This is a genomic window from Streptomyces verrucosisporus (genome assembly GCF_017114865.1).
GTDB classification, from domain to species: Bacteria; Actinomycetota; Actinomycetes; order Streptomycetales; family Streptomycetaceae; genus Streptomyces; species Streptomyces fenghuangensis.
Genome location: NZ_JADEYH010000029.1, coordinates 21,782 through 42,523 on the forward strand (window position 1 = coordinate 21,782; position 20,742 = coordinate 42,523).

General features: G+C 69.9%; 11 protein-coding genes. 6 read left to right on the plus strand and 5 right to left on the minus strand.

Features of this window, described 5'->3' with window-relative positions; all coding sequences use genetic code 11:
- The 5 genes from IQ279_RS28245 to IQ279_RS23565 form a co-directional block, all read right to left on the minus strand.
- Positions 1-360, minus strand: a complete 360-nt coding sequence (locus tag IQ279_RS28245) for a zinc-binding metallopeptidase family protein (protein ID WP_241028614.1) — start codon at positions 358-360, stop codon at positions 1-3.
- Positions 357-1,553: an AAA family ATPase gene (locus tag IQ279_RS23550; protein WP_206351207.1), complete on the minus strand. Its 1,197-nt coding sequence runs from the start codon at positions 1,551-1,553 to the stop codon at positions 357-359. Before IQ279_RS23550 ends, IQ279_RS28245 begins: the two co-directional genes overlap by 4 nt.
- Positions 1,550-2,860, minus strand: coding sequence for a restriction endonuclease subunit S (locus IQ279_RS23555; protein ID WP_206351209.1), 1,311 nt, complete (start codon positions 2,858-2,860; stop codon positions 1,550-1,552). The genes IQ279_RS23550 and IQ279_RS23555 overlap by 4 nt, the downstream gene beginning before the upstream one ends.
- Positions 2,857-4,848: a type I restriction-modification system subunit M gene (locus IQ279_RS23560; protein WP_206351211.1), complete on the minus strand. Its 1,992-nt coding sequence runs from the start codon at positions 4,846-4,848 to the stop codon at positions 2,857-2,859. Before IQ279_RS23560 ends, IQ279_RS23555 begins: the two co-directional genes overlap by 4 nt.
- Before the next feature lie 115 nt (positions 4,849-4,963).
- Entirely contained in the window at positions 4,964-7,162 is a 2,199-nt protein-coding gene (locus IQ279_RS23565) for an N-6 DNA methylase (RefSeq protein ID WP_241028615.1), read from the minus strand.
- Positions 7,163-7,450: 288 nt separating this feature from the next.
- Here IQ279_RS23565 and IQ279_RS23570 point away from each other — a divergent pair, with 288 nt between their 5' ends.
- The 6 genes from IQ279_RS23570 to IQ279_RS23595 all read left to right on the plus strand — a co-directional run bounded on the left by IQ279_RS23570 (position 7,451) and on the right by IQ279_RS23595 (position 20,708).
- Positions 7,451-8,686: a DNA sulfur modification protein DndB gene (locus IQ279_RS23570; RefSeq protein WP_206351213.1), complete on the plus strand. Its 1,236-nt coding sequence runs from the start codon at positions 7,451-7,453 to the stop codon at positions 8,684-8,686.
- A gap of 224 nt (positions 8,687-8,910) precedes the next feature.
- A complete protein-coding gene (locus tag IQ279_RS23575; RefSeq protein ID WP_241028616.1) occupies positions 8,911-9,954 on the plus strand; it encodes a DUF3644 domain-containing protein in 1,044 nt (347 codons plus the stop codon).
- A gap of 506 nt (positions 9,955-10,460) precedes the next feature.
- Positions 10,461-12,521, plus strand: coding sequence for a hypothetical protein (locus IQ279_RS23580; protein WP_206351217.1), 2,061 nt, complete (start codon positions 10,461-10,463; stop codon positions 12,519-12,521).
- Positions 12,518-13,510 (plus strand): hypothetical protein, encoded by a 993-nt coding sequence (locus IQ279_RS23585; protein ID WP_206351219.1) that lies wholly within the window; start codon positions 12,518-12,520, stop codon positions 13,508-13,510. Before IQ279_RS23580 ends, IQ279_RS23585 begins: the two co-directional genes overlap by 4 nt.
- 23 nt (positions 13,511-13,533) lie before the next feature.
- Positions 13,534-18,972: a DEAD/DEAH box helicase gene (locus IQ279_RS23590; RefSeq protein ID WP_307792502.1), complete on the plus strand. Its 5,439-nt coding sequence runs from the start codon at positions 13,534-13,536 to the stop codon at positions 18,970-18,972.
- On the plus strand, positions 18,972-20,708 hold the full coding sequence (locus IQ279_RS23595; protein ID WP_206351220.1) for a hypothetical protein: 1,737 nt from the start codon (positions 18,972-18,974) through the stop codon (positions 20,706-20,708). Before IQ279_RS23590 ends, IQ279_RS23595 begins: the two co-directional genes overlap by 1 nt.
- Positions 20,709-20,742: the final 34 nt, after the last annotated feature.

The following is a 20,742-nucleotide window of genomic DNA, read 5'->3' on the forward strand; positions in this document are numbered from 1 at the left end:
TCATGACTCGAACTCGCGGTTGGCGAGGACGACCGAGACGCGCAGTCCCGGCCGTACGGCTTCGGCTCGGCGCAGCAGTTCCGGGCCGAATGTCGCCGGGCAGTCGTCGTCGGCGTCGATCACGACCAGGACGCCTCCCTCGCACGGACTGGGAAGGCCACGCGCGACCACCTCGATCGCGGCCTCCAGACCGCCCTGCTTCACCAGCCGGCCCCGCCCGACGAGGAAGGGCCGGCGTACGTCCGCGTCCCAGATCTGCTCCTGGTACAGCATCCGCCGCACGAGGACGGGGAGCGCCGTCAGCTCACCCTCGCCCTCGACGATGGAGGCGATCGTCGTCCGCCCCGGTGCGCTGCTCAACGGCTGTCCTCCCCCAGGTCCGGGTTGAGCTGGTTCGAGCGCAGCAGCTCGCCGACCGTCGCCAGGCCGTCCGCGACGACGGAACGGCCCACCGCGTCGACCGGCCCGATCGATGTGACCCCGTCGCGCGCCACCGCCACGAGGAGGGAATCGAGGTCGGCCTCCTTGCGGTCGAACAGCTCGGCGCTCTGGCTGGTCGCCAGGATCTGCACGGTCTCACTCGCCTCCGTGAGCGCGTCGAAGAGCACGCCGGCGGCGAGCGGGTGCAGAGCGAGTTCCGGTTCCTCGATCGCCACCAGCGGGATACGGCCGTCGCGCGCCGGCGGCTGGTACAACGCGGCGAGCTGGCCGAGGGCCCGGATCGTGCCCTCCGACATCGACTCGGCACCGAAGCGGACGGGACCGCTTCCGTCGTCGGTGTCCATGGTCATCGTGGCCGCGATGTAGGGGGCGTCGACCGATTCCGGACCGACGGAGGTCAGACGCGGAACGATGGCGCCCATGTAGGCGGAGACGCGGTCCCGCTCCCAGTCGGCCATACGGGCGATGACCTCGCCGAGCTGGCCCCCGTCCTCGGCGAGGGTGTCGACGCCGGTCGGAGGGCGGGCATCGCGGAGAGCGGCGAGGTCGGGTGTGTGGAAGAACATCGAGGTGAGCGCGGAGTACAGCCGGTCATATGGTTCCGCCGTTCCGGCGAGGGGGAGGTACAGCGCGCCGGGGCGCACCTTGCCGAGCGGCTGCCCGGTTTCCGGTTCGGACACCAGGCCGCCCTCGGCGAAGAAACCTGCGTCCGCTGCCTCACCACCGGGAAAGGTGATCTCGCACCGCTCCAGCACGGCGCCGCGCCTGCTGAAGGAGACCTCGTAGCTTCCTTCCGCCATGGCATCGACCGGTTCGGGCAGATCCGGAAACGACGCCTCGATCCGGAACTCCAGCGCGATGGTGCACGCGTCGGCAGCCGTGGGCACGCGCCGCAGAACCGCCTCCCAGCCGCCCCGCTCCTTTGCTGCTTCGGCAGGGCCGAGCGAGAGGGCGTCCCGCAGGAAGCGCACCGCGTCGAGCACGTTGGATTTACCGGCGGCGTTCAGCCCGAACAGGACGTTGAAAGCACCGAGCCGGATGTCGCAGTGGGCGACTGACTTGTAGTCCCGAATCCGGAGGCGGGCGAGGAAGGGGACGGAAGGGGCGGTCATGTCACGTCAACTCCTCGGCCGGAGGCGGTGCTCACGTCGAACTGGCCGGTGACGGCGGCGGTGATCAGGGCCTGGCGGCGCTCGGCCATTAGGGTGAGTTGCCGGTTGAGTAGCGAACGGATCTTTGCGGTCGTCTGAAGTTTCTCATGTACCTGGCTGACAAGAGTGCGCTGAATCTTCAGGGAAGGCAACGGGATGGGGAAGTTAAGGATCTTGCTGCTATTGGTTGAGGCTAGGTTTGTTGTTTTCGTTCCTGTGCTCTCGAAATAGCAGCGGCCGTGCACGGTTTGAGTCATTAGCGCCAGATAGTGACCGTCGAGGACGGTTTTATCGGGGCGCAGAGCGAAGACATGATTTTGGTGCAGACAGTTAGGTAGTTCGCCGTTCCAGACTGTGCCCCTACCCAACTTGTCGAGGTCGCCGCCTTCAGTCATGAGTACATCGCCGACGCGGAGTGTGCTGCGTTCTGCAGCTGCACGAGGCACTGTAATCTCTGCCACGGAATCGAGAGATACGTGTCCTGCTTGTACATTAGCGACCCGCAGGTAAGGGCGTGTTACCACGTCTCCAGTCACGTCACGCTTGCCGTCGACCGTGATTCCGTTCTGAATTCGGCAAACGTATCCCAATCTCACCAGAGGGCGATCCTCGGGCAGTTTCGGAAGCCATGGGAAGATTCCCTTCCCCGCTCCCTTGAGGAGAGAACCAGGGATGAGAGCCTCGGAAATTGAGGCATAATCTCGCTCAGCGAGATTTGTTACCTGCGCACGGCGTGCCTTCATCAACCGGTCGATGTGGGCGGTCTCGGTGTCGAGGAAGTCGGCGATGCGGCGCTGCTCTTCCGGGGAAGGTGTGGGCATCTCCAGTTCAGCGATGAGACTTGCGCTGAGGTTCTGAAGGCCCGTAGTAGTGGAGCTGAGCTTCCGAATCTGCTGCTTGGCGTGGAGGGAGTTGAGGAAGTACCACCCGAACCGTGGGCTGTGTTCAGGAGCGAAACGCAGACGCTGCAAGAAGTTGGAAAATGAGTGACCTGCGGCAGACGTGTTCACGTACCCGGATTTTCCGAGGTGCAAATCGCTACCGCTGGAGCGCACCACGAGAATGTCGCCCTTATGTAGCCGCGTGCGAACTCGCTCGGCCGAGGTCAGGGAGCGCAGCGCTGGCGCCTGGGTATCGACGGAGCCGTCGAGGCCGATCTCCGTGGAGCGCAGCACAGGGATAACAGTATCCGTGTCATCGGGGTCGCTTCCCCACGTTCCCGCATCGGATGCGACGAGGCAGTACTTCAGCTTGGTTGCCTCGCTCACTCTGTCACCTCCGCGAGAAGTCGCTGAATCCCCGCTTCTAGCACCTTCAGTTCCGCGTCGATCTCCGCCAATGGCCGCGGCGGCTCGTAGACGTAGAAGTGCCGCGTGAATGGGATCTCGTAGCCGATCTTGGTCTTGCTGTGGTCGATCCACGCATCCGGGACGTGCGGGTGGACCTCGCGTGCCAGGTACTCCTCGACGTCCTCGCCCAGCGGGACGTTCTCGTAGTCCCGCAGTTCCGTGTCCGGCTCGGTCTTGCCCTTGACGAGCTGAACCTCGCCCTCAGGGTCCCGGACGCCGATGATCTCGCGCAGCGCCTTGTAGAACGGGGCGCCGGTGGGCCACTTCCCGCCGGCCTGGACGACCGCGTCCTTCAGGGTGATCCAGGCCTCCTGCTTGGTGTCCCAGCGCGTGCCCGTCAGGGACTTGAAGGCGTCGGCCAGGAGCGGAGCCTGCTCAAGCCTTTGGATCGGCTTGGACGCCTCCAGCGCCGCCAGCGCTTCCTCCGTGATCTCGAACCGCAGCTTCAGCGGGCGCTCGACCGTGATCCGCTGGTAGCCGAAGTCCTCGTTGCGGAAGATCTTCACCTTGCCGTGCAGCGGGTGGTTCGCGTCGCCCGCCACGGCCAGGACCTCGCCGTACAGCTTGACCACCGTGGCGATGTGGTCCGCGCCGAGCTGCTTGCGCTTGTCGCCGAGCGACTTGCGCATCTTCTGCCACTGCTCACGGGCGTCTAGCAGTACGACCTTGCCCTTGTGGTCCGGACTCTTGCGGTTGGTCAGGATCCAGAAGTAGGTGGAGATGCCGGTGTTGTAGAAGAGCTGGTCCGGCAGGGCGACGATGCCCTCCAGCCAGTCGTTCTCCAGGATCCAGCGGCGGATCTCCGACTCGCCCGAGCCGGCCGCGCCGGTGAACAGCGGCGAGCCGTTGAAGACGATCGCCAGGCGCGATCCGCCCCCGCCGTCCACGTCCACCGGCTTCATCTTCGAGATCATGTGCTGGAGGAACAGCAGCGAGCCGTCGTTGATCCGCGGCAGGCCCGCGCCGAAGCGGCCGGCCTCGCCGAGCGCCTTGTGCTCGGCCTCGACCTCGTCCTTGACCTTCTTCCACTCCACGCCGAACGGAGGGTTGGCCAGCATGTAGTCGAAGGTCTTGCGGGCGTGGCCGTCGTCGGAGAAGGAGTTGCCGAAGGCGATGTTCTCCGGGTCCTGGCCCTTGATCATCAGGTCGGACCGGCAGATCGCCCAGGACTCGGGGTTGAGCTCCTGGCCGAACACCTCCACCGTGGCGTCCGGGTTCAGCTCGGTGATCAGGTCGTCCATCGCGGAGAGCATGCCGCCCGTGCCGCAGGCCGGGTCGAGGACGGTGCGCACCGCGCCCGGGAGCTGGAGCGCGTCGCCGTCCGGTGCGACCAGCAGGCGCACCATGAGCTGGATGACCTCACGCGGCGTGAAGTGCTCACCGGCCGTCTCGTTGGACTGCTCGGCGAAGCGGCGAATCAGCTCCTCGAAGATGTAGCCCATGTTGTGGTTGGGCACGGTCCCGGGGCGCAGGTCCAGGTCGGTGAACTTGCCGATGACCTGGTAGAGCAGCCCGGCGCCGTCCAGCCGCTTGATCTGCTGGGCGAACTCGAAGCGGTCCAGCACGCCGCGGGCGTTGTCGGAGAACGCGCCCACGTACACCGTGAGGTTCTTCGCCGCGTTCTGCGGGTCGGCGGCGATCTTCTTCAGGGTCAGGCCGGACCGGTTGTAGAAGGCGTGGCCCGAGGCCCGGCGCAGGAAGCGGTCCGGGTCGATGTCGCCGTCCTTGTACTGCTCCGCGATCTCGGTGACCTTCTCACGGGTCGGCTCCAGCACACACTCCAGTCGCCGCAGCACCGTGAACGGCAGGATGACCTTGCCGTAGTCGGACTGCTTGTAGTCCCCCCGCAGGAGGTCGGCGACGGACCACGCGTGGTTCGCCAACTCCGTGTGCTTGCTGCTGTTCAACTGAATCCCCGGAATCCTTCCGAAATGTCCCGACCCCGCCGCCCGGGCCGGACCGAGTCGATCGGCCGGCCGGGACGGCCCGACAAGTGTGGTCCATGTGTGGGAAGCCGCGTGCCTAATGGGGCGAATCGTCACCCTGGTCGCGTACTTCGTTCGCCGCCCGCGACGGCAGCAGCTGCCCGCCGGTGAGTCCGCTCGCCAGCAGCCCTGCCGTCTCCTGCGCCAGCAGGGTCGCCCGCCGCGCCTGTGCCCGGAGCTCGTGCACGTGCCGGAACGCCTCCCCGTAGTGCCGCTGTTCCTCCAGCGGCAGCAGGGGCACGCGCAGCCGGCCGGGGTTGACGGTCAGGATCGTGCTTCCCGTCGACGCGCCCGCGATGTTCTCCTCCGCGCCCAGGAACCCGGCGAGGAACCAGGCATCCAGGCGTGCCGGGTCCGGCCGGAAGAGGTGGACGTGGGGACCGGGCAGCGCCCCGGCGTCCTCCTGGCCCGCGACCCGGGCCATCGGGCCGTCCGCGCTCGCGATCGCCCGGACGAGGACGTCCCCGGCGGCGATCACGGGCGCGGTGTCGTCGTGCAGCCCCGCCGGATCGCCCGTGGGACCCGACCCGGTGGCGATGTCCGAGGCGGTGAGCACCGCCCGCGCCTCGGGCCGCCCACCCCCACCGCCTTCCCCGGTTTCACCGTTCGCGGCCTGTGCCCGGGTGCGTGCGCTGTCCGGCTGCGACCGCAGCAGGGTGAGCGCTCCGCCGCGGGCGAGGTCGGAGGCCGTCGCCGTCCGCCACTCGCGGGCCGTGGCGCCCGCAGCGCTCCAGCCCTCGCGGCCCGCCGTCCGCGCCAGGGACCGCGCGGCCTCGACGAGGCCGCGGCGCGCGGCGTCGGTCTCGGCCGACAGCGCCACCGGGTCGATCTCCGACCGTGACGCCCGCACCAGCCGCGCCGGCGTCAGATCCACCACGTCGTCCAGCAGGTCCACCAGGCCGACCGCGTGCGCGACGCCTGGCTCGCCCTCGAACGTGTCGGGGCTCTCGGTGAACGCCCGCCACGCGTCCAGGGCGCGCGCCGTGATCCCCTCCCAGTCCAGGGCGGCGGACCGGCCGCCGCCCCGCGTCCGCGCGGTCGCCGTACCGATCGTTGTATCCGCCGCCGTGTCCACGAACAGCACCGACCTGCGCTCCGGGCCGCCCGGCTCGGGCCGTCGCAGCACCCACACCTGGAGTCCGACGTGCAGCGGCACCGACGCGCCGGCCGGCAGCGCGATCACCGCGCGCAGCGCCCCGCTGCGTACCAGTTCCGCCCGTACGCGGCGGCCCGACGCGCGGCCGGCCGTGGCCGGCGGCAGGAGCAGCACGGCGTGACCGCCGGGGGAGAGGTGGGCCAGCGCGTGCTGGACCCAGGCCAGTTCGGACTCGGCGCGGGGCGGGAAGCCGTACGCCCAGCGCGGGTCGTAGGCCAGCTCGTCGTGGCCCCAGTCCCGGTCGCCGTAGGGCGGGTTGCACAGCACGGCGTCGACGGTGAGGTCCGGGAAGGCGTCGGCGCGCAGGCTGTCGCCCGTGCGCACGGTGACGTCCGTTCCCTGACCGGCCGTCAGGGTCAGGCCGACGGCGGTGCGCCGTGCCTGGACGGGGAGGCTGTCCTGCCCGTACAGCTCGCGCGCGCCGCGTGTGGCGGCGGCCGACAGCAGGGTGCCGCTGCCGCAGGCGGGGTCGAGGACGCGGGCCGGGGAGCCGGGGACCAGACGGGCCAACAGGTCGGCGAGCGGTGCCGGGGTGCGGTAGGCGCCGCTGGCGGCGCTGTCCTCCAGCTCCCGCTCCGCCAGTACGCCCAGCGCCGTCTGCGCGCTCTCGTCGCGGACGCAGAGCAGCAGGGCACGCAGGACGGTGGTGTCGGCGGCGGTGAACCGGACGGGTTCGGTGCCCGGCACCACGTCCGCGACCCCGGCCGCCGCGTCGTTCGCCCGCTCCACCAGGTCGGCGTCGGGCAGCGCGAGCAGGCCGGCGAGGTCGCCGGCGGGGCGGCGGGCGGCCGCCAGGACCAGCAGGAGCAGATCGGAGGTGCCCGCACCGGCCGGTTCGCGCAGGCGCAGGGTGGTGCGCAGCTCCCCGCTGGGCGTGGCGGCCGTGTGCTGCCCGCGCGAGGCGAGCCAGGCGCGGACCTCCTCCAGGTCGTACAGCGGGCTGCTGTCCGTGCCGCCCGAGGGGGCGGGGAAGCTCTCGTGCCGGCGGCGCCAGTTGCTGACGGTGGCGCGCGTGACGCCCGCGATGCGGGAGATCTCGGCGGCCGTCACCTGGGCGGATGGTGCGGATGGCTGCGGCATGGGTCGGTCCTGGCTCCGATGGTCGGCGTGGTCACACCATACAGCAAGCGTCAACTCATAGAAGCTGTTGGACAGTGCTTTCGCTGTCGTGCTTTGATGTGGATGCTTCCGGAGGTGAGCGGAACTCCCCGACGCGAAGCGCCACTTCCCTTGCCACAGCCATGTCCTCGGACGCCCGGCCCCCGCCGTACCGCCCCGTCCCCTCCCGGCGGGACGCCGGGAAACGTACGGCGCCCCGGGGCTGGGCGAGGGCCGACCGACCACCACCCAGCCACCCAGGGGGCACCCATGCGCCTGACCATGCCGAGCGGCACCCCGGAGGGAATCCCTCTCACCGTCATGCCGTTCCGCGAGGACGCGGTCATCGGCACCATGTCCCTGGCGACGCTCGTACGCCTGGTGCCCTCACCGCGCCGGGAGGAGGACCCGCGCGCCCTGAGGACCGCGTCCGGACACGACCGGCGCCGCGCCGAACTGCGCGCGACCGTGCAGCGGACGCTGAAGTCCCAGAAGGGGAAGAACATCCCGGCCTACGCCGAGTACATCGCCGCCGGCATCCTCGGCAAGCACGGCGCCGCCTGGTCCACGCCCCCGGTCACGCTCTGGCACGCGGGCGAGATCGCCGCGATGAGCGACGAACTGGTCCCCGGATCCGGCCTGCGGACGCTGACCCTCGCCCCGGACGCCATGGTGATCGCCATCGACGGCGAGACCCAGACCACCGCCTGGCACGACATCTACCAGGACCCGGAAGCCTTCGGCCTCACCTACACCGAGCTCGGCGGTCGGGTCCGCATCCCCTTCGAGCTCTACCTGGAGCTCTCCCCGGCGGACGCACGGCAGATCTTCTACGACCGCAACGTCAAGGGCGTCGACGTCGCCAAGAACCTGGCCATGTCCATGGACCAGCGCGACCTCGCCACCCGCCTCGCCCACACCGTCGGCGAGAAGCTGGAGGTCGAGTCGGACGACGGCCGGCGGGTGCCGTTCGGCAGGCTGGTCAACACCGGCAAGCGGCAGCTCACCAAGGCCGACAAGGAGGTCGTGACGCTGTCCGCGCTGCGGGCGCTGATCACCACCACCGTCTTCGGCGGCAAGGGCGTGCAGTACACGGCGACCCACGTCCGCGAGGAGGACCTGCCGCCCCACACCGACGCCGACGAGGCCGAGGCGGTCGTCGTCCGCCTGGTCTCCCGCCTGATCGGCGACCACTTCCCCGACTTCGCCCGGCGCGGCGCCATCACCGCCCCGGCCGTGATGGCGGGCCTCGGCATCCTGCTGCACCGCGCAACCCCCTGGTGCGGCCCCGGCGACGCCATGGGCTACGAGAGGATCACGCACCTGCTCGCCGACGTCCGCTGGGAGCGCGAACCCGCCTACTGGGACGGCGTCTGCGCCAGCGTCGGCTCCACCGGTCGGCTCAACTTCAGCGGTGGTGTGAAGGACTCCGCCGGCCGCGTCGCGGGCGCGCTCCTGGACCCGCACAGCGAACTCGGCCGGAAGATCCGGGGCCGGTGGAGCTGAACAGGCCCGTAGCGCCCGCCACCTGACGCCGGAACCTTCCCGGTCGGCGCTCTTTCGATCGCTGCCTGAGCTCATGGCCCGAGGCGGACGGCCGCAGGTGGCGGGAGGCAGCCCACATCGTGTCTTCTGCAGACGGCCCTACCACTTCGCGAATCGATTTCTCCATCCCCGGACGAAAGTGAGCGACGCTCCTCATGGCCCATCCCCGGTGGTACCACATCCTCATGGAGTCCCAGCGTCACGCCCTCAAAGCGATCGATGAATGGAACTGCTCCAGCGGCGACTACAGCGATTTCCTCACCCACATGCACAAGGCATGGCACTACCTGCTCCACTCGGAATTCCACAAGGACGGGGTCGACTACCACTACCGGGATCCCCGAACCGGTCGCTACCGCATTATCGACGGCGAACCCAAGGCCTGGGATCTCGAGAAGTGCCTGAAGGAGCGCTTCCCCGACAGCGGTGACACGGTGCGCGTCAATGCGGAACTCTTCGTTGCTCTGCGTAACAAGGTGGAACACCGCTACGAGCCCAACCTGAGGATCGCCACAGGCGGGAAGGCACAAGCCTACGTCATCAACTATGAGCAGGAGATGACCGGTTACTTCGGTGCGAGTCACAGCCTGGCCGACCGGCTCCGCTTCCCGCTATCCGTCCAGGCGTTGACTGCGGACGGATACGAGGAGATGCGGAAGGCCGCCAGGAAACTACCCAGGAAGACTCGCGACCTGGTGGCCAGGTACGAGGCGGGCATCGATCGGTCCGTTCTTGACGACCCCAGATACGACTACCGAGTACGGCTTGTGCCCATCACAGGCTCCAGGACGGACGCAGACCTGGCGGTCAACTTCGTCAAGCTCGACGACCTGACCGAGGACGAGCGACGCACCATGGTCGAGGCCGGGCGCAAGGGAACCGTCATCACCAGGGATCGCCATGTCGAAGTGGCGGATCTGGACAGGATGCGTCCGGCGCAGGTCGCGGCCCGTGTCGAGAAGCAACTGCCCTTCCACTTCAGCGCTTCCGGGGAGCATGTGGAGATGTGGAAGCGGCTGGGTGTTCGCCCGGCCAAGGGTTCCGGCGACCCGTATGCCACCGTCGCCAGGTACTGCTCGTACAACGAAGCCTTCGACCAGTACGTCTACACCCAGGCATGGGTGAAGAAGATACTCAAGGAGATCGGGACGGTCGAAAAGTACCGCGCTTTCTTCGGCAGGGAACCGCGTATGAAGAGGGGGGTCGCCGCGCCGGGTCTCGTGGCGTAGTGGGCATCGCGCGTCGAGGAGTTCGGCCGGGTGGGACAGCAAGCGCCGGGTGATCGCCGACCGGGTGCGGGCGGCGAGTGTCGCAGCGGTTCGACGCGCGCACTCAGAGCGCACCACTCGACGGCAACGCGATTGACGGACTCCGCATCTCACTCACATCATCCGCACAGGTAGCCTCTGGATAGGGGCGTCGATTGATGCGTCCGGGCGATCGCGGCGAATGCCGTGAGAACCGCGAGTGCGTCACTCTTGGTGAAGCTCTGGCCATATCTTCCGGGTGATTGTGCGAGCAACAGCCACGGACGCGTGTGGAAAGGGTGGGGAAGAGTGAGACGTCTCCGCGAGTCGCGCGCTGCGGGGTTACGCCGGGCGGCAGTCGAGGGCTGAGTCCGAGAGGGCGTTCGGCAGCGGCCCGTCGTCGGCGGCGGGTTCAGGATGACGGGCAAAACCGTTCCGTGCCGGGGAGATCACGAAGAGGGCACCGGAACATCTCTTTTGGGGACAGAGTGGATCATTCTTACCAGGCGTGGCAGGAAGTGCTGGCCGAGGAGTTCTTCGGGCGGCAGCACACCGGCCACCCGACGCTGTTCTACGTCGACGACGACGTGGAACAGGAGCTCAGGCACGGATACGGCTTGGAGGAGCCCCTCGCCCAGTGCGTGGGCAGGTTCCTGCGGCTGGGAACCGCGGAACCGTACAGTGCGCTGGAGGACTACCGCTGGCGCAGGCGGCAGCAGGACAAGGACGGCGTGCCCGCCTTCCTGCCGTTGCTGGCCTGCTCGGTGATGGCCGCGTGCCGGATGGTGAACGACGGCAACCACCGGGCCACCGCCTACCATGCCCGCTTCTCCGAACTGCTGACCGGCGACGAGAAGCGACTGGGCAGCCACCACTACGAACCCGTCTCCCGCATGTGGCGGGTGCTGGCCTCCTGGCAGCACAGCCAGAAGGGCGCGCGGGGCGTGTGCACCATCCCCGCCCCCGCCGACCTGCCCTCCAACCGCAGCATGATCGGGTTCGCCCAGTCCCAGGCACTCCTCAGCGGCACGGACCGGTCCTTCATGCCGAAGCTCTTCCGGTCGCTGCGGGAGCACGGCGCGACCTGGCCCCTGCCGGGGGAGGCGCTGCTGGCCCACATCGAGATCCGGGGCATGGAACGGCACTTCTCCAAGGGTTTCCGCGGCGCTCTGCAGGAGGAGGAGTTCCGCCCCTTCCTCGCCAGGCTGATCGGCAACTACGCCGCCGCCTGGGACGGCTCGGACGAACTGGTGCCCACCGGTGTCACGCGGGCCGAACTCCTGGTGCGGCTGGACGCGGGGCGTCTGGGCTGGGTGGCGCGCCTGCGGTCCGCGGAGCGGAAGGAGCGCATCGATCTCAAGGGCGGCGTCGTCCTCGAGCAGCTCGGCGACACCGCCTACTACGAGGTGACGGGCCTGCCCGCCCCGAGCGCGGACACCCTCGCCAGAGGCGTCCGCCGCGACGGGGACGGCCTGGTGCTCAGCCGCCCCTCCTGCTCCGTCCTGGTGCTCGCGCGGGACGACGTGCTCGGCGTCTGGGCCGGCACCGACGGTTTCCGCCCGGGAGAGGCACACGTGGTGCTCGCCGCCCCGGCCGCGCAGCGGGACGTGCAGCGGCTGCTGGACAGGGCCGCGACCACGGGCCGGAGCGCCGACACCGGCAAACTGGCCTGGGTGCCGCAGGGCTGGTCCCTGCACAAGCCCGTCGTCTTCGACGACGCGGTCACCCTGCGCCGGGCGCTGAAGGAAGTCCAGGGCGCGGTCGGCCTCCTGCAGCCCCCGGCCCAGTTCAAGCTCCGCCTCGAGGGCGGGCTGAAGCTCGCCCCCTCGCTCGACCCCCACCTGTACCTGCGGGGAGGCGAGCCCCAGGTGGTCCTCCCGGACGCCGCGGAGAGCGCGGGCACACTCCTGGTCGACGGGAAGGAACGGCCCGAGCTCGGGAAGACGATCGCCGCGGGCCGCCCCGTCCCCCTGGCCGTGCTCCGGCTGGAGCCCGGCCGCCACACGGTGAGCTGCGCAGGCGCGGAGATCGGCTTCGCCACCGCGGACCAGGCCGTCGTCGAGCCGAGGACGACCAAGGTCTGCGGCTTCACCGTCGTGGACGGCGAGGCGTCGGCATCGCCCTCCCTCCTCGACGAACAGACCCTGCCGACCGGCGTCACCGGTGCCGACTGCGCGAGCGCCACCGGCCAGGACGCGGCAGGCGTCATGGAGTTGTGCCGCCGGGACGCGGACGAGGTGCTGTTCGCGGCGGCCGATGGACGGCTGTGGACCCTGGAAGCGCCGGGGCAACCGGACTGGTGGACCGAACGTCTTCCCGACACCCCCGCCCCGCTCCGTTTCGAGGCCGACTTCCACGGTATCGGCGGCTGGCTCCTGGAGCGCCGGAGCGGGTACTGGAAGGGCCGTCCGGTGAACCCCGCAACGCCGAAGCCGGAGAGCGCGGGCAACCCGCGGGCATGGGCCCGCGCCGTCCTCAACGCCCAGCATGCGTCCGTCGACCCCTCGTGGGCCGCGTACGTGCAGGCAGCCAAGGAGCTGGACCGATGACGGAATCGACGAGCAGCAGCGAGTTCGGCGGGATCCTCCTGCGCTGGCTGAGCGAGAGCCGCAGCGGCAGGGCCTCCGCACTGCGCGACGGCGTCCGCGGCCAGGCCCGGGCATGGGGTCTGGAGCTGAGCGAGTACGCCGACTGGGACTGGATGCGCAAGGCCGCAGCCCTCGGCTTCATCGACGTGGACCTGCGCGCCGACCGCTGGTCGGTGGCCCCACCGGTGCTGACCCGGCTGCCCCACACGGACGGCCTCGCGCTGCTGACCGGCGCACGCACCGCGCGGATCAGCACGCGTGTCGAGGAGGCGGCACGAGAGTGGATGGAGCTGATCGCCGTCCCCCACCGGCCGGAGGACGGTGAGGCCCCGCTGCCCGACACCCTCCTGTTCCAGTACGAGGATCCGCGAAGCCCGCGGGAAGCCGCGGAGCTCCTCGGAGTCCGCCACGTACCCTGCGCCGCCCTGCGGTTGGCGGAGCTGCTTCCGCAGGCGGCACCGGGCCCCGAGTCCGCGCCGCCCGGTGGGAGCACCATCGGCACGCTGGAGAAGTACGAGCCGCGCCTCCAGCGGTTCGTCCCCGCGGCGGGGGACGACGAGGACGGCCTGTACCGGTGGCGCGGAGCCGACTACGCACGCCTGACCCGCGTCCGCCGCGACGGCGTCTTCCACACGGTGGACCGCGAGACGGGCATCTACCTGGAACTCGCCCGCCACCGCACCGGTGCGATGCGCTGGAGGCCGGAATCCGGCAGAGGCCGGGCCGGCGTCGGCAGGCTCTTCGTCGACCGGTACGCACCCCTGCCCGCCCTGCACGAGCGCGCGGCCGTCCTGTGCAGCGGTTTCCCGCCCTCGGCGGGAAAGCAGAGACAGACCCGCGCGTACGACAACGTGCCCAGGACGCTCGCCGAGGCGATCGCGGCCTCGCTGCGGCAGAATCTGGAGATCATGCCGCGACCGGTCGCGGCCACCGGCGGGAGGACCAAGTGAGCGCCGAAAAGCGGACAACGGCGGTGACGAACACTGAGGTCCAGGACGTCATGGGCACTTTCGACGACCTGCGCAGCGCGCTCTTCCGCTACTACGACACCCCGTTCGGCGTCGAAGACCGTTCCGTCATGGAGGAACGGCGCAATCTCCTGGACCGGGACAACGGGGCCTGGCGCGACCCGCTGATCGAACTGCGCCCGCAGTATGCCTCCCAGGGCATCGGCATCGCGGAGTCCTTCGCCGAAGCAGGGGCGCACCCCGACGCGGCCGAGTTCGCCCGGTTCACCCTCCCCGACGGCGTGACCAGCCTCTACCGGCACCAGCACGACGCCCTGGTCGCCGCCTGCGAGGGCAAGGACTTCGTGGTCACCGCGGGCACCGGCTCCGGCAAGACCGAATCCTTCCTGCTGCCGGTCCTCGCCGACCTGGTCGCCGAGTCCGCCCACTGGCAGGGCACCCGTGCGGCGCAGCGGGAATGGTGGCAGACAGACGGCGACCATGTGCCCAGCCGGCAGAACGAGCACGGGCACCCCGCCGCCGTGCGCGTGCTGATCCTCTACCCCACCAACGCCCTCGCCGACGACCAGTTGGTCCGGCTCCGGAAGTCGCTGGACAGCCGCGAGGCCCACGCATGGCTGGACCGCAAGCGCAACGGACACCGCTTCTACTTCGGCCGCTACACCGGAGCCACCCCCGTATCCGGCAGCCGCGACTCCGACCCGGCGAACTTCCGTCTGCGGCAGTACCTGCGGGAGGTCCAGGAACGACAGCGCAAGGCCGACGAGAAACTCGACGAGGAACTGCGGCCCTTCATCCCGCGCCTCGGCGGAGCGGAGATGCACACCCGCTGGGACATGCAGGCCGCGCCGCCGGACATCATGATCACCAACTACTCGATGCTGAACATCATGCTGCTCCGCAAACAGGAGGAGCACATCTTCAGCGCCACGAGGAAGTGGCTGGAGGAGACCCCCGGCGCCCGCCTCACCCTGATCCTCGACGAACTCCACATGTACCGCGGCACGGCCGGCACCGAGGTGGCCTATCTGCTGCGCAATCTCCGTCACCGCCTCGGCCTGGACAAGAGTCCCGAGAAGTTGCGCGTGCTCGCCGCCTCCGCCTCCCTGGAGGCCGGCCGGGACGACGACTTCCTCGACGGGTTCTTCGCCCTGCCCGGCTCCCGGCGCTTGATCATCTCCGGAAAGGCGAAGGAGATCCGCGGCGGGAGCGACCTGGCCGCACACACCGAACGCCTCGCACAGGCCGCTAAGGCCCCCGTCGGCCAGGACGAAGCCATCGCACTGGCGCGGGAGACCGGCCTCGGCCCGGCGCTCCAGCGCGCGCTCACCCCCGGCGGCAGGCCCCGCGCCCTGCCCGCCCCCGAACTGGCGGAGAGCCTCTTCCCGGACGTCCCCGAGGAACAGCGTCAGGACGCCCTCCACGGCGTGCTGCGCACACTCGGCTCCGCCCAGGACCCCGGCCTGCCCCAGCTCCGCGCGCACTTCTTCTTCCGGAACATCGAGGGCATCTGGGCCTGCTCCGACCCGAACTGCCCCGATGTCCCCGTGAAGCACGGTCCCGGACGCCGGGTCGGCCGGCTCTACGCCGAACCCACCTCCCGCTGCACCTGCGGCGCCCGTGTACTGGAACTCCTCTCCTGTCAGGCCTGCGGCGACCTCATGCTCGGCGGGTACGCCAGTCCCAAGGACACCCGGCGGCGCAGGTTCACCGGTGCCCTCCACACCGACTTCCCGGACCTGGACCTGCTCCCCGACGAGACCAGTGGCGCACCCACGGCGGCGAACTACGTCGTGTACTGGCCGCGCACCCAGGGACTCGGTCTCGACGACCCCGGCTGGCATGCGGGCCTGTCCGACGGCGGGCCGCAGGTCGGCTTCGAGTTCCGCCGCAGCGCCTACCAGCCCGCCACCGGCCGCCTGGAGAACCGGGACGTCCAGTACACCGGATGGTCGTTCCACATCTTTGTGCCCCTGGACAAGGAGGGCAGGAAGCCGGTCTACGACCCGGCCCGTCTGCAGGCCTTCCCCACCCGGTGCCCCGCCTGCGGCGACGACTGGGAGATCAGGTACGACAGAGACGGCCGTTTCATCCCGCTGGAATCCCCCGACCGGCTGCGCAACGCGCCGGTCCGGCGGATGCGCACCGGTTTCTACAAGATCAACCAGGTGCTGGTGACCGAAGCCCTCGGTCACCTTCCCGACGGCCGGCGCAAGGCGATCGCCTTCTCCGACAGCCGTGACGACGCCTCCGAGCTCGCCAGCGGTCTCGCCCTGCGCCACCACCAGGACCTCCTCCGTCTGCTCAGCGCCCAGGCCGTCGAGAGCCAGGGGGATCCGTTCGGAGACCTGCAACTGGTGAAGGCCCACTACGCCGGGGAGCCGGTCGATCGCGCGGGTGCCCGCGCAGCCATGGAACGGCTGCGGGACCGCAACCCGGCGGACTGGGGGCGACTGAAGGCGATCCTCGCCGACGACCTCGACGCGGAACCGGAACTCCTGCCCGACCTGGAGCGGAAGTTCTCCGAACTGCCCTCGCTGGACGACCTCGCCTCCGACCTCGAAGGCATGCTGCTGAAGTACGGAACCAACCCCGCCGGTCCCGCGGCCTCGCTCCAGCAGACCTCGGCCGGACAGTCCTGGACCGCGCTCTACAACTGGGAGCGGGACCGGGAAGCGGTGGTGGAGACCCAGGCACAGGAGGAACTGCTCAACCGCCTCCGCTCCCGCCTCCGCCTCGAGACCATCGGCAGCCTCTTCTCCGGCGGCGGCCGTGACTTCGAATCACTCGGGCTCGGCTGGCTCTGCCTGCGCGACGACCGCTCGCCCGTGGAGATCGGCCCGGACAGCGATCAGGCCGTGGCGCGTGCCAGTCTGCGGATCCTCGGCCTGATGCGGCGCTTCACCCGGATACGCGCCTCCCTGCAGGGGCCGCCCGCGCCTCTGAAGCGTTTCTGGAAGCAGGTCGCCGAGCGCCAGGGCACCGATGTGCGGGCGGTCGAGGACCGGGTGCTCGGCGTCTGGAGGGACGCCGTGGTCGACTACGTCATCAAGCCGGAGAAGGCGGCGCTCCGCCCCGGCGAGAACAAGACCTGGACATGCCCTTCCTGCCACCGGCCGCACCTCCATCCGGGCGCGGGGCTGTGCACCAAGTGCCTGACCCCGCTGCCCACCGAGCCCCAGCAGTACAGCGGAGTCCTCGAAGACGACTACTACGCGTGGAAGGCCGCGCACCGCACCGGTGACTTCCCCCTGCGCACCGCGGAGCTGACCGGCCAGACGGACCGGCTGGAGGCCCAGCGCCGGCAGAGCCTCTTCCAGGACGTCTTCCTCGGCGACAACGACGTCCCGCAGGCGGACGGCCTGGAACTGCTCTCCGTGACCACGACCATGGAGGCCGGTGTCGACATCGGCCCCCTCAACACCGTGATCATGGCCAACATGCCACCCACACGCTTCAACTACCAGCAACGGGTGGGACGCGCCGGACGGCGCAACAGCCCGGTCGCCGTGGCCCTCACCGTCTGCCGCGGCCGCAGCCACGACGAGCACTACTTCGCCCGCCCGGAAGCCATCACCAACGATCCGACCCCGCCGCCCTATCTGGTTCTCGGCATGGTCTCCGTCTTCCGGCGGGTCCTGCTGGGAGAGGTCCTGCGCCAGGCATTCGAGCCCCTGCAGCCGGAGGACCGCCGCAAGAGGCCGGACATGACAACCAACGTCCACGGTCAGTTCGGTCTCGCCGCCGACTGGCCGGCCCACCGCGGTGCCGTCCACCGCTGGATCACCGAGCACCCGGACCGCATCAGAGCCGCTGCCGCCGCCCTCCAGGCCGGAACACCGCAGAGCACCGCCGCCATCGACCCGGTGGCCGCCATCGGCGAACTCCTCGAGCAGGTCGACGAGGCGGCAGCCAGGCCGGTCGGCCACCCCGACCTCAGCCAGCGTCTGGCGGAGGTGGGCCTGCTGCCCATGTTCGGCTTCCCCACCCGCTCCCGCCTCCTCTACCGGAGCATCCCGAAGAAGACCTTCCCCTGGCCGCCGGCCGACTCCGTCAACCGCGACCTGGCCGTCGCCCTCAGCAAGTTCGCACCGGGCAGTGAAACCCCGCAGGACGGCCGTCTGCTCCGCTCCAGCGGAGTGGTCTCCCTCGTGCCGAGCGGTCGCGGAGTACAGGCCGCGGAGGAACCGTTCGGACCGGAACACCTGGTCGCCATGTGCCGGATCTGCTCCCACGTGGACCCGCAGGCCGTCGTCGACCCGGAAACCGGGAGCGCCGGTACATGCCCCGCCTGCGGCGCGGAGAGCAAGTACTACAGAGCCGTCCCCTTCCGGGAACCCGCGGGTTTCCGGGCCGCCCACGAAGCACGGGACTACGACGGCTACCGCGAGGTCGGCTCCAACGCCACCAGCGCACGGACCGCCACCGACCTGGAGAAGACCGCTCCGCGCATCCACCGCACAGCCGACGACTGGATGGTCGTCCACACCGGCAGCGGCGACCGATACATCGTCAACACCAACGCCGGAAAACTCTTCCGGTTCGCCAAGAACACCGTTCCGTGGCGCGGATACCTCGCCCTGGACAATCCCAGGGCGGAAGCCGACCTTGAGATCGCACTCGGCGCCACTCAGCACACCGACATGCTCTTCATCGGGGCCAAGGGCGCCCTCGACACAAGCCGGGGCCTGCGCTTCGACATCTCGAAGTCCCGGCAGACCGACGGCTTCCCCGAGGCGTACCACGGCCGACGTGCCGCCTGGTACTCGCTGGCGGCCCTGCTGCGCCGGGCCGCCGCTCCGCACCTGGACGTACAGCCGGAGGAACTCCTCAGTGGCATCCACGGCTCGGACGCCCCGGTGGCCGCTCCCGTCATGGCCTACCTGGCGGACAGCCTCGACAACGGCGCGGGCTTCAGCACCCACCTCGGCTCGGAGGAACACATCGAGGAGTTCCTCCAGGCGGTCGACCGCTACGTGCGCGAGCTGGAGGGCGGCCATCACGCGCGGAACTGCCGCAGCTCCTGCTACGCCTGCCTGCGGGACTACTCGAACATGCGCCTCCACCCGCTGTACGACTGGCGGCTCGCACGCGACCTGACCGACGCCCTGCGCGGCCGGAGACCACGGATCGATCCGGACGAGCACGCCGTCCTGCTGAAGGGCTGGGCGGACGAGGAGTCCACCGTCAGCCTGAAGGAGACCGCCGTCGGACCGGTGGCGCTCTTCACCTCGGACTTCACCGGCGAACCCGTCGCGGTCGCCGTCAAGCATCCGCTGGAGTCCGCCGGCGAGGAGTGCGGGAACGAACGTCTCCAGGCCCTGCGCGACGAGATCCGCGGTGGCGGCCTCGCCGCCAGGATCGCCTTCGCCGACTCCTACAGCCTGGACCGGACTCCTGCCGCGGTGATCGAACAGGTGCACACCTTCGCGGAGGAGCTCTGATGATGGCAGGAAGCCCGCTGGGAGCGGGCCAGGACGAGCAGGCCCGCCGGGAGGAACTGCGGCAACGCGAGATCGCCCGCCGCCTCGCCCTCCAACAGTCCCGCGCCCAGGGGCGGACCGCGGAGAAAGCCCCACAAGGCACGGAAACCGTCGGCGGCCCTGCTCGGGCCGTGCCGCCGCAGGCGCGGCTGGAGCCGGCCGTGTCCCAGCCGGTCCCGGATGGGTTCACCGACCGGCAGACATGGGAGCGCGCCCGATCCTTCGCCGAACCCATGCTGCCCGACGCGCTGAAGGCGCAGGCCGGAACACTCTCCGCGCAGGAGCTGACGCGGGCCGCGGCCGACGCGGCGTCCCGGAAGGACGACCCGGTCGCGGGTGTCTCCCTGCTCGTCATGGCGCAGGACCACGGACTGAAGGTCTTCGACGAGCGGCTCTACGCCCGAGCCCGCGCCCTGATGGAGGACAAACCGCTGCCGCTCCTGGAGGAGCCGGACAGCATGTGGCAGATCTACCAGGATGAGCACCGCCTGATGGAGACCAACCTGCCGACCCCCCGGCAGAGGGCACTTCTGACGAAACTTCCCCGACCGCTTCTCGACGACTACGTCGACGAGGAGTGGATCGGCGCGGTCCCCGAACACGACGGCACATCCCGTGCCGCCTACTTCCGCGCCCGCCTGGACCCGGTGTCCCTCACCGACGAGGAGATGGACCTGTTGGCCTGGCCCCTGGAACGGGAGCGCCGGGAGGCAGGCCCGGGGACGCCCCCAGGCCGCGACTGGCCGCAGGACTGGCGCCTGTTGGTGAGGCTGCAGGCCAACGACGCCCAGGCCATCACCGAGGAGTGGACCGACCTCCTGCCGCCGACGCAGAAGCTCCTCGACACCCTGCGCGAGGTGAAGCGGACCGAGGGGGTCCCGGACGATCTCGTCACCGACGAGCGGCTGTGGGTTCTTCTGGAGCGGATCAGCCCTGGCGTGCACAGCGCGAGCAGCAAGAGGTTCAACGGCTGGATCGGCGTGCGGACCCTGATCAGAGCCGTGCGGCAGATGCACCGTGCCCTCCTCCGCGGGGACGACGAGACGGCGGAACAGCGCAGGAAAGCGGCGCTTACCATGGCCGTGAGGCTTCGGCACCACCCTCAGCCGGTGCGCTGGGAGGCCCGGAACGTCCAGGCCTACCTGTGCGCAGGCCTTGATACGTCGGAGTCCCTCGAACTGCTGGAGCGGGACGCCGAGGGCCGGTCCCCCGTGCGGGACCAGCTCGGCGGAGGCGCCGTGGCAGCACTGCGGAAGAACCGGAGCTTCCTGGAAGGCCGGACGCTCGGGGAACGCGATCAGCCGCTCAACCCGTACCTCGTGCTCGGCGTGCCCGACGGGGCGGACGACTGGAAGAAGACCTGGCGCGCCCTGCGAAAGGAGCTCGACGACAGCGGCCGTGTCCGGATCAACCGCGCCAAGGACGTGATCGAGAAAGCCGAGCGAAGGCAGCAGGAGGTGCTCCGGTTCGCCGTCCCACTCGCCCCGCACCGCTGGAAAGACCCCGCCGGTACGAGCCACCGGCTGGAACTCCCGCCCGAGCCTATGCGAAGGCTCACCGAGCCACCCACGGACAGCGACCGCGCGTGGTCTCGCACCGAGGCGGCCCGAGAAATAATCACCAGGGTGACAGAGCGCCTTTCCCCGGCTGCTGAAGAGACCGCAGCCCTTGAAGACCCAGAGAGCAGCACATCGTGAGCAATAGCGCCGGTAAGGGCGACAGTGGTTCCGG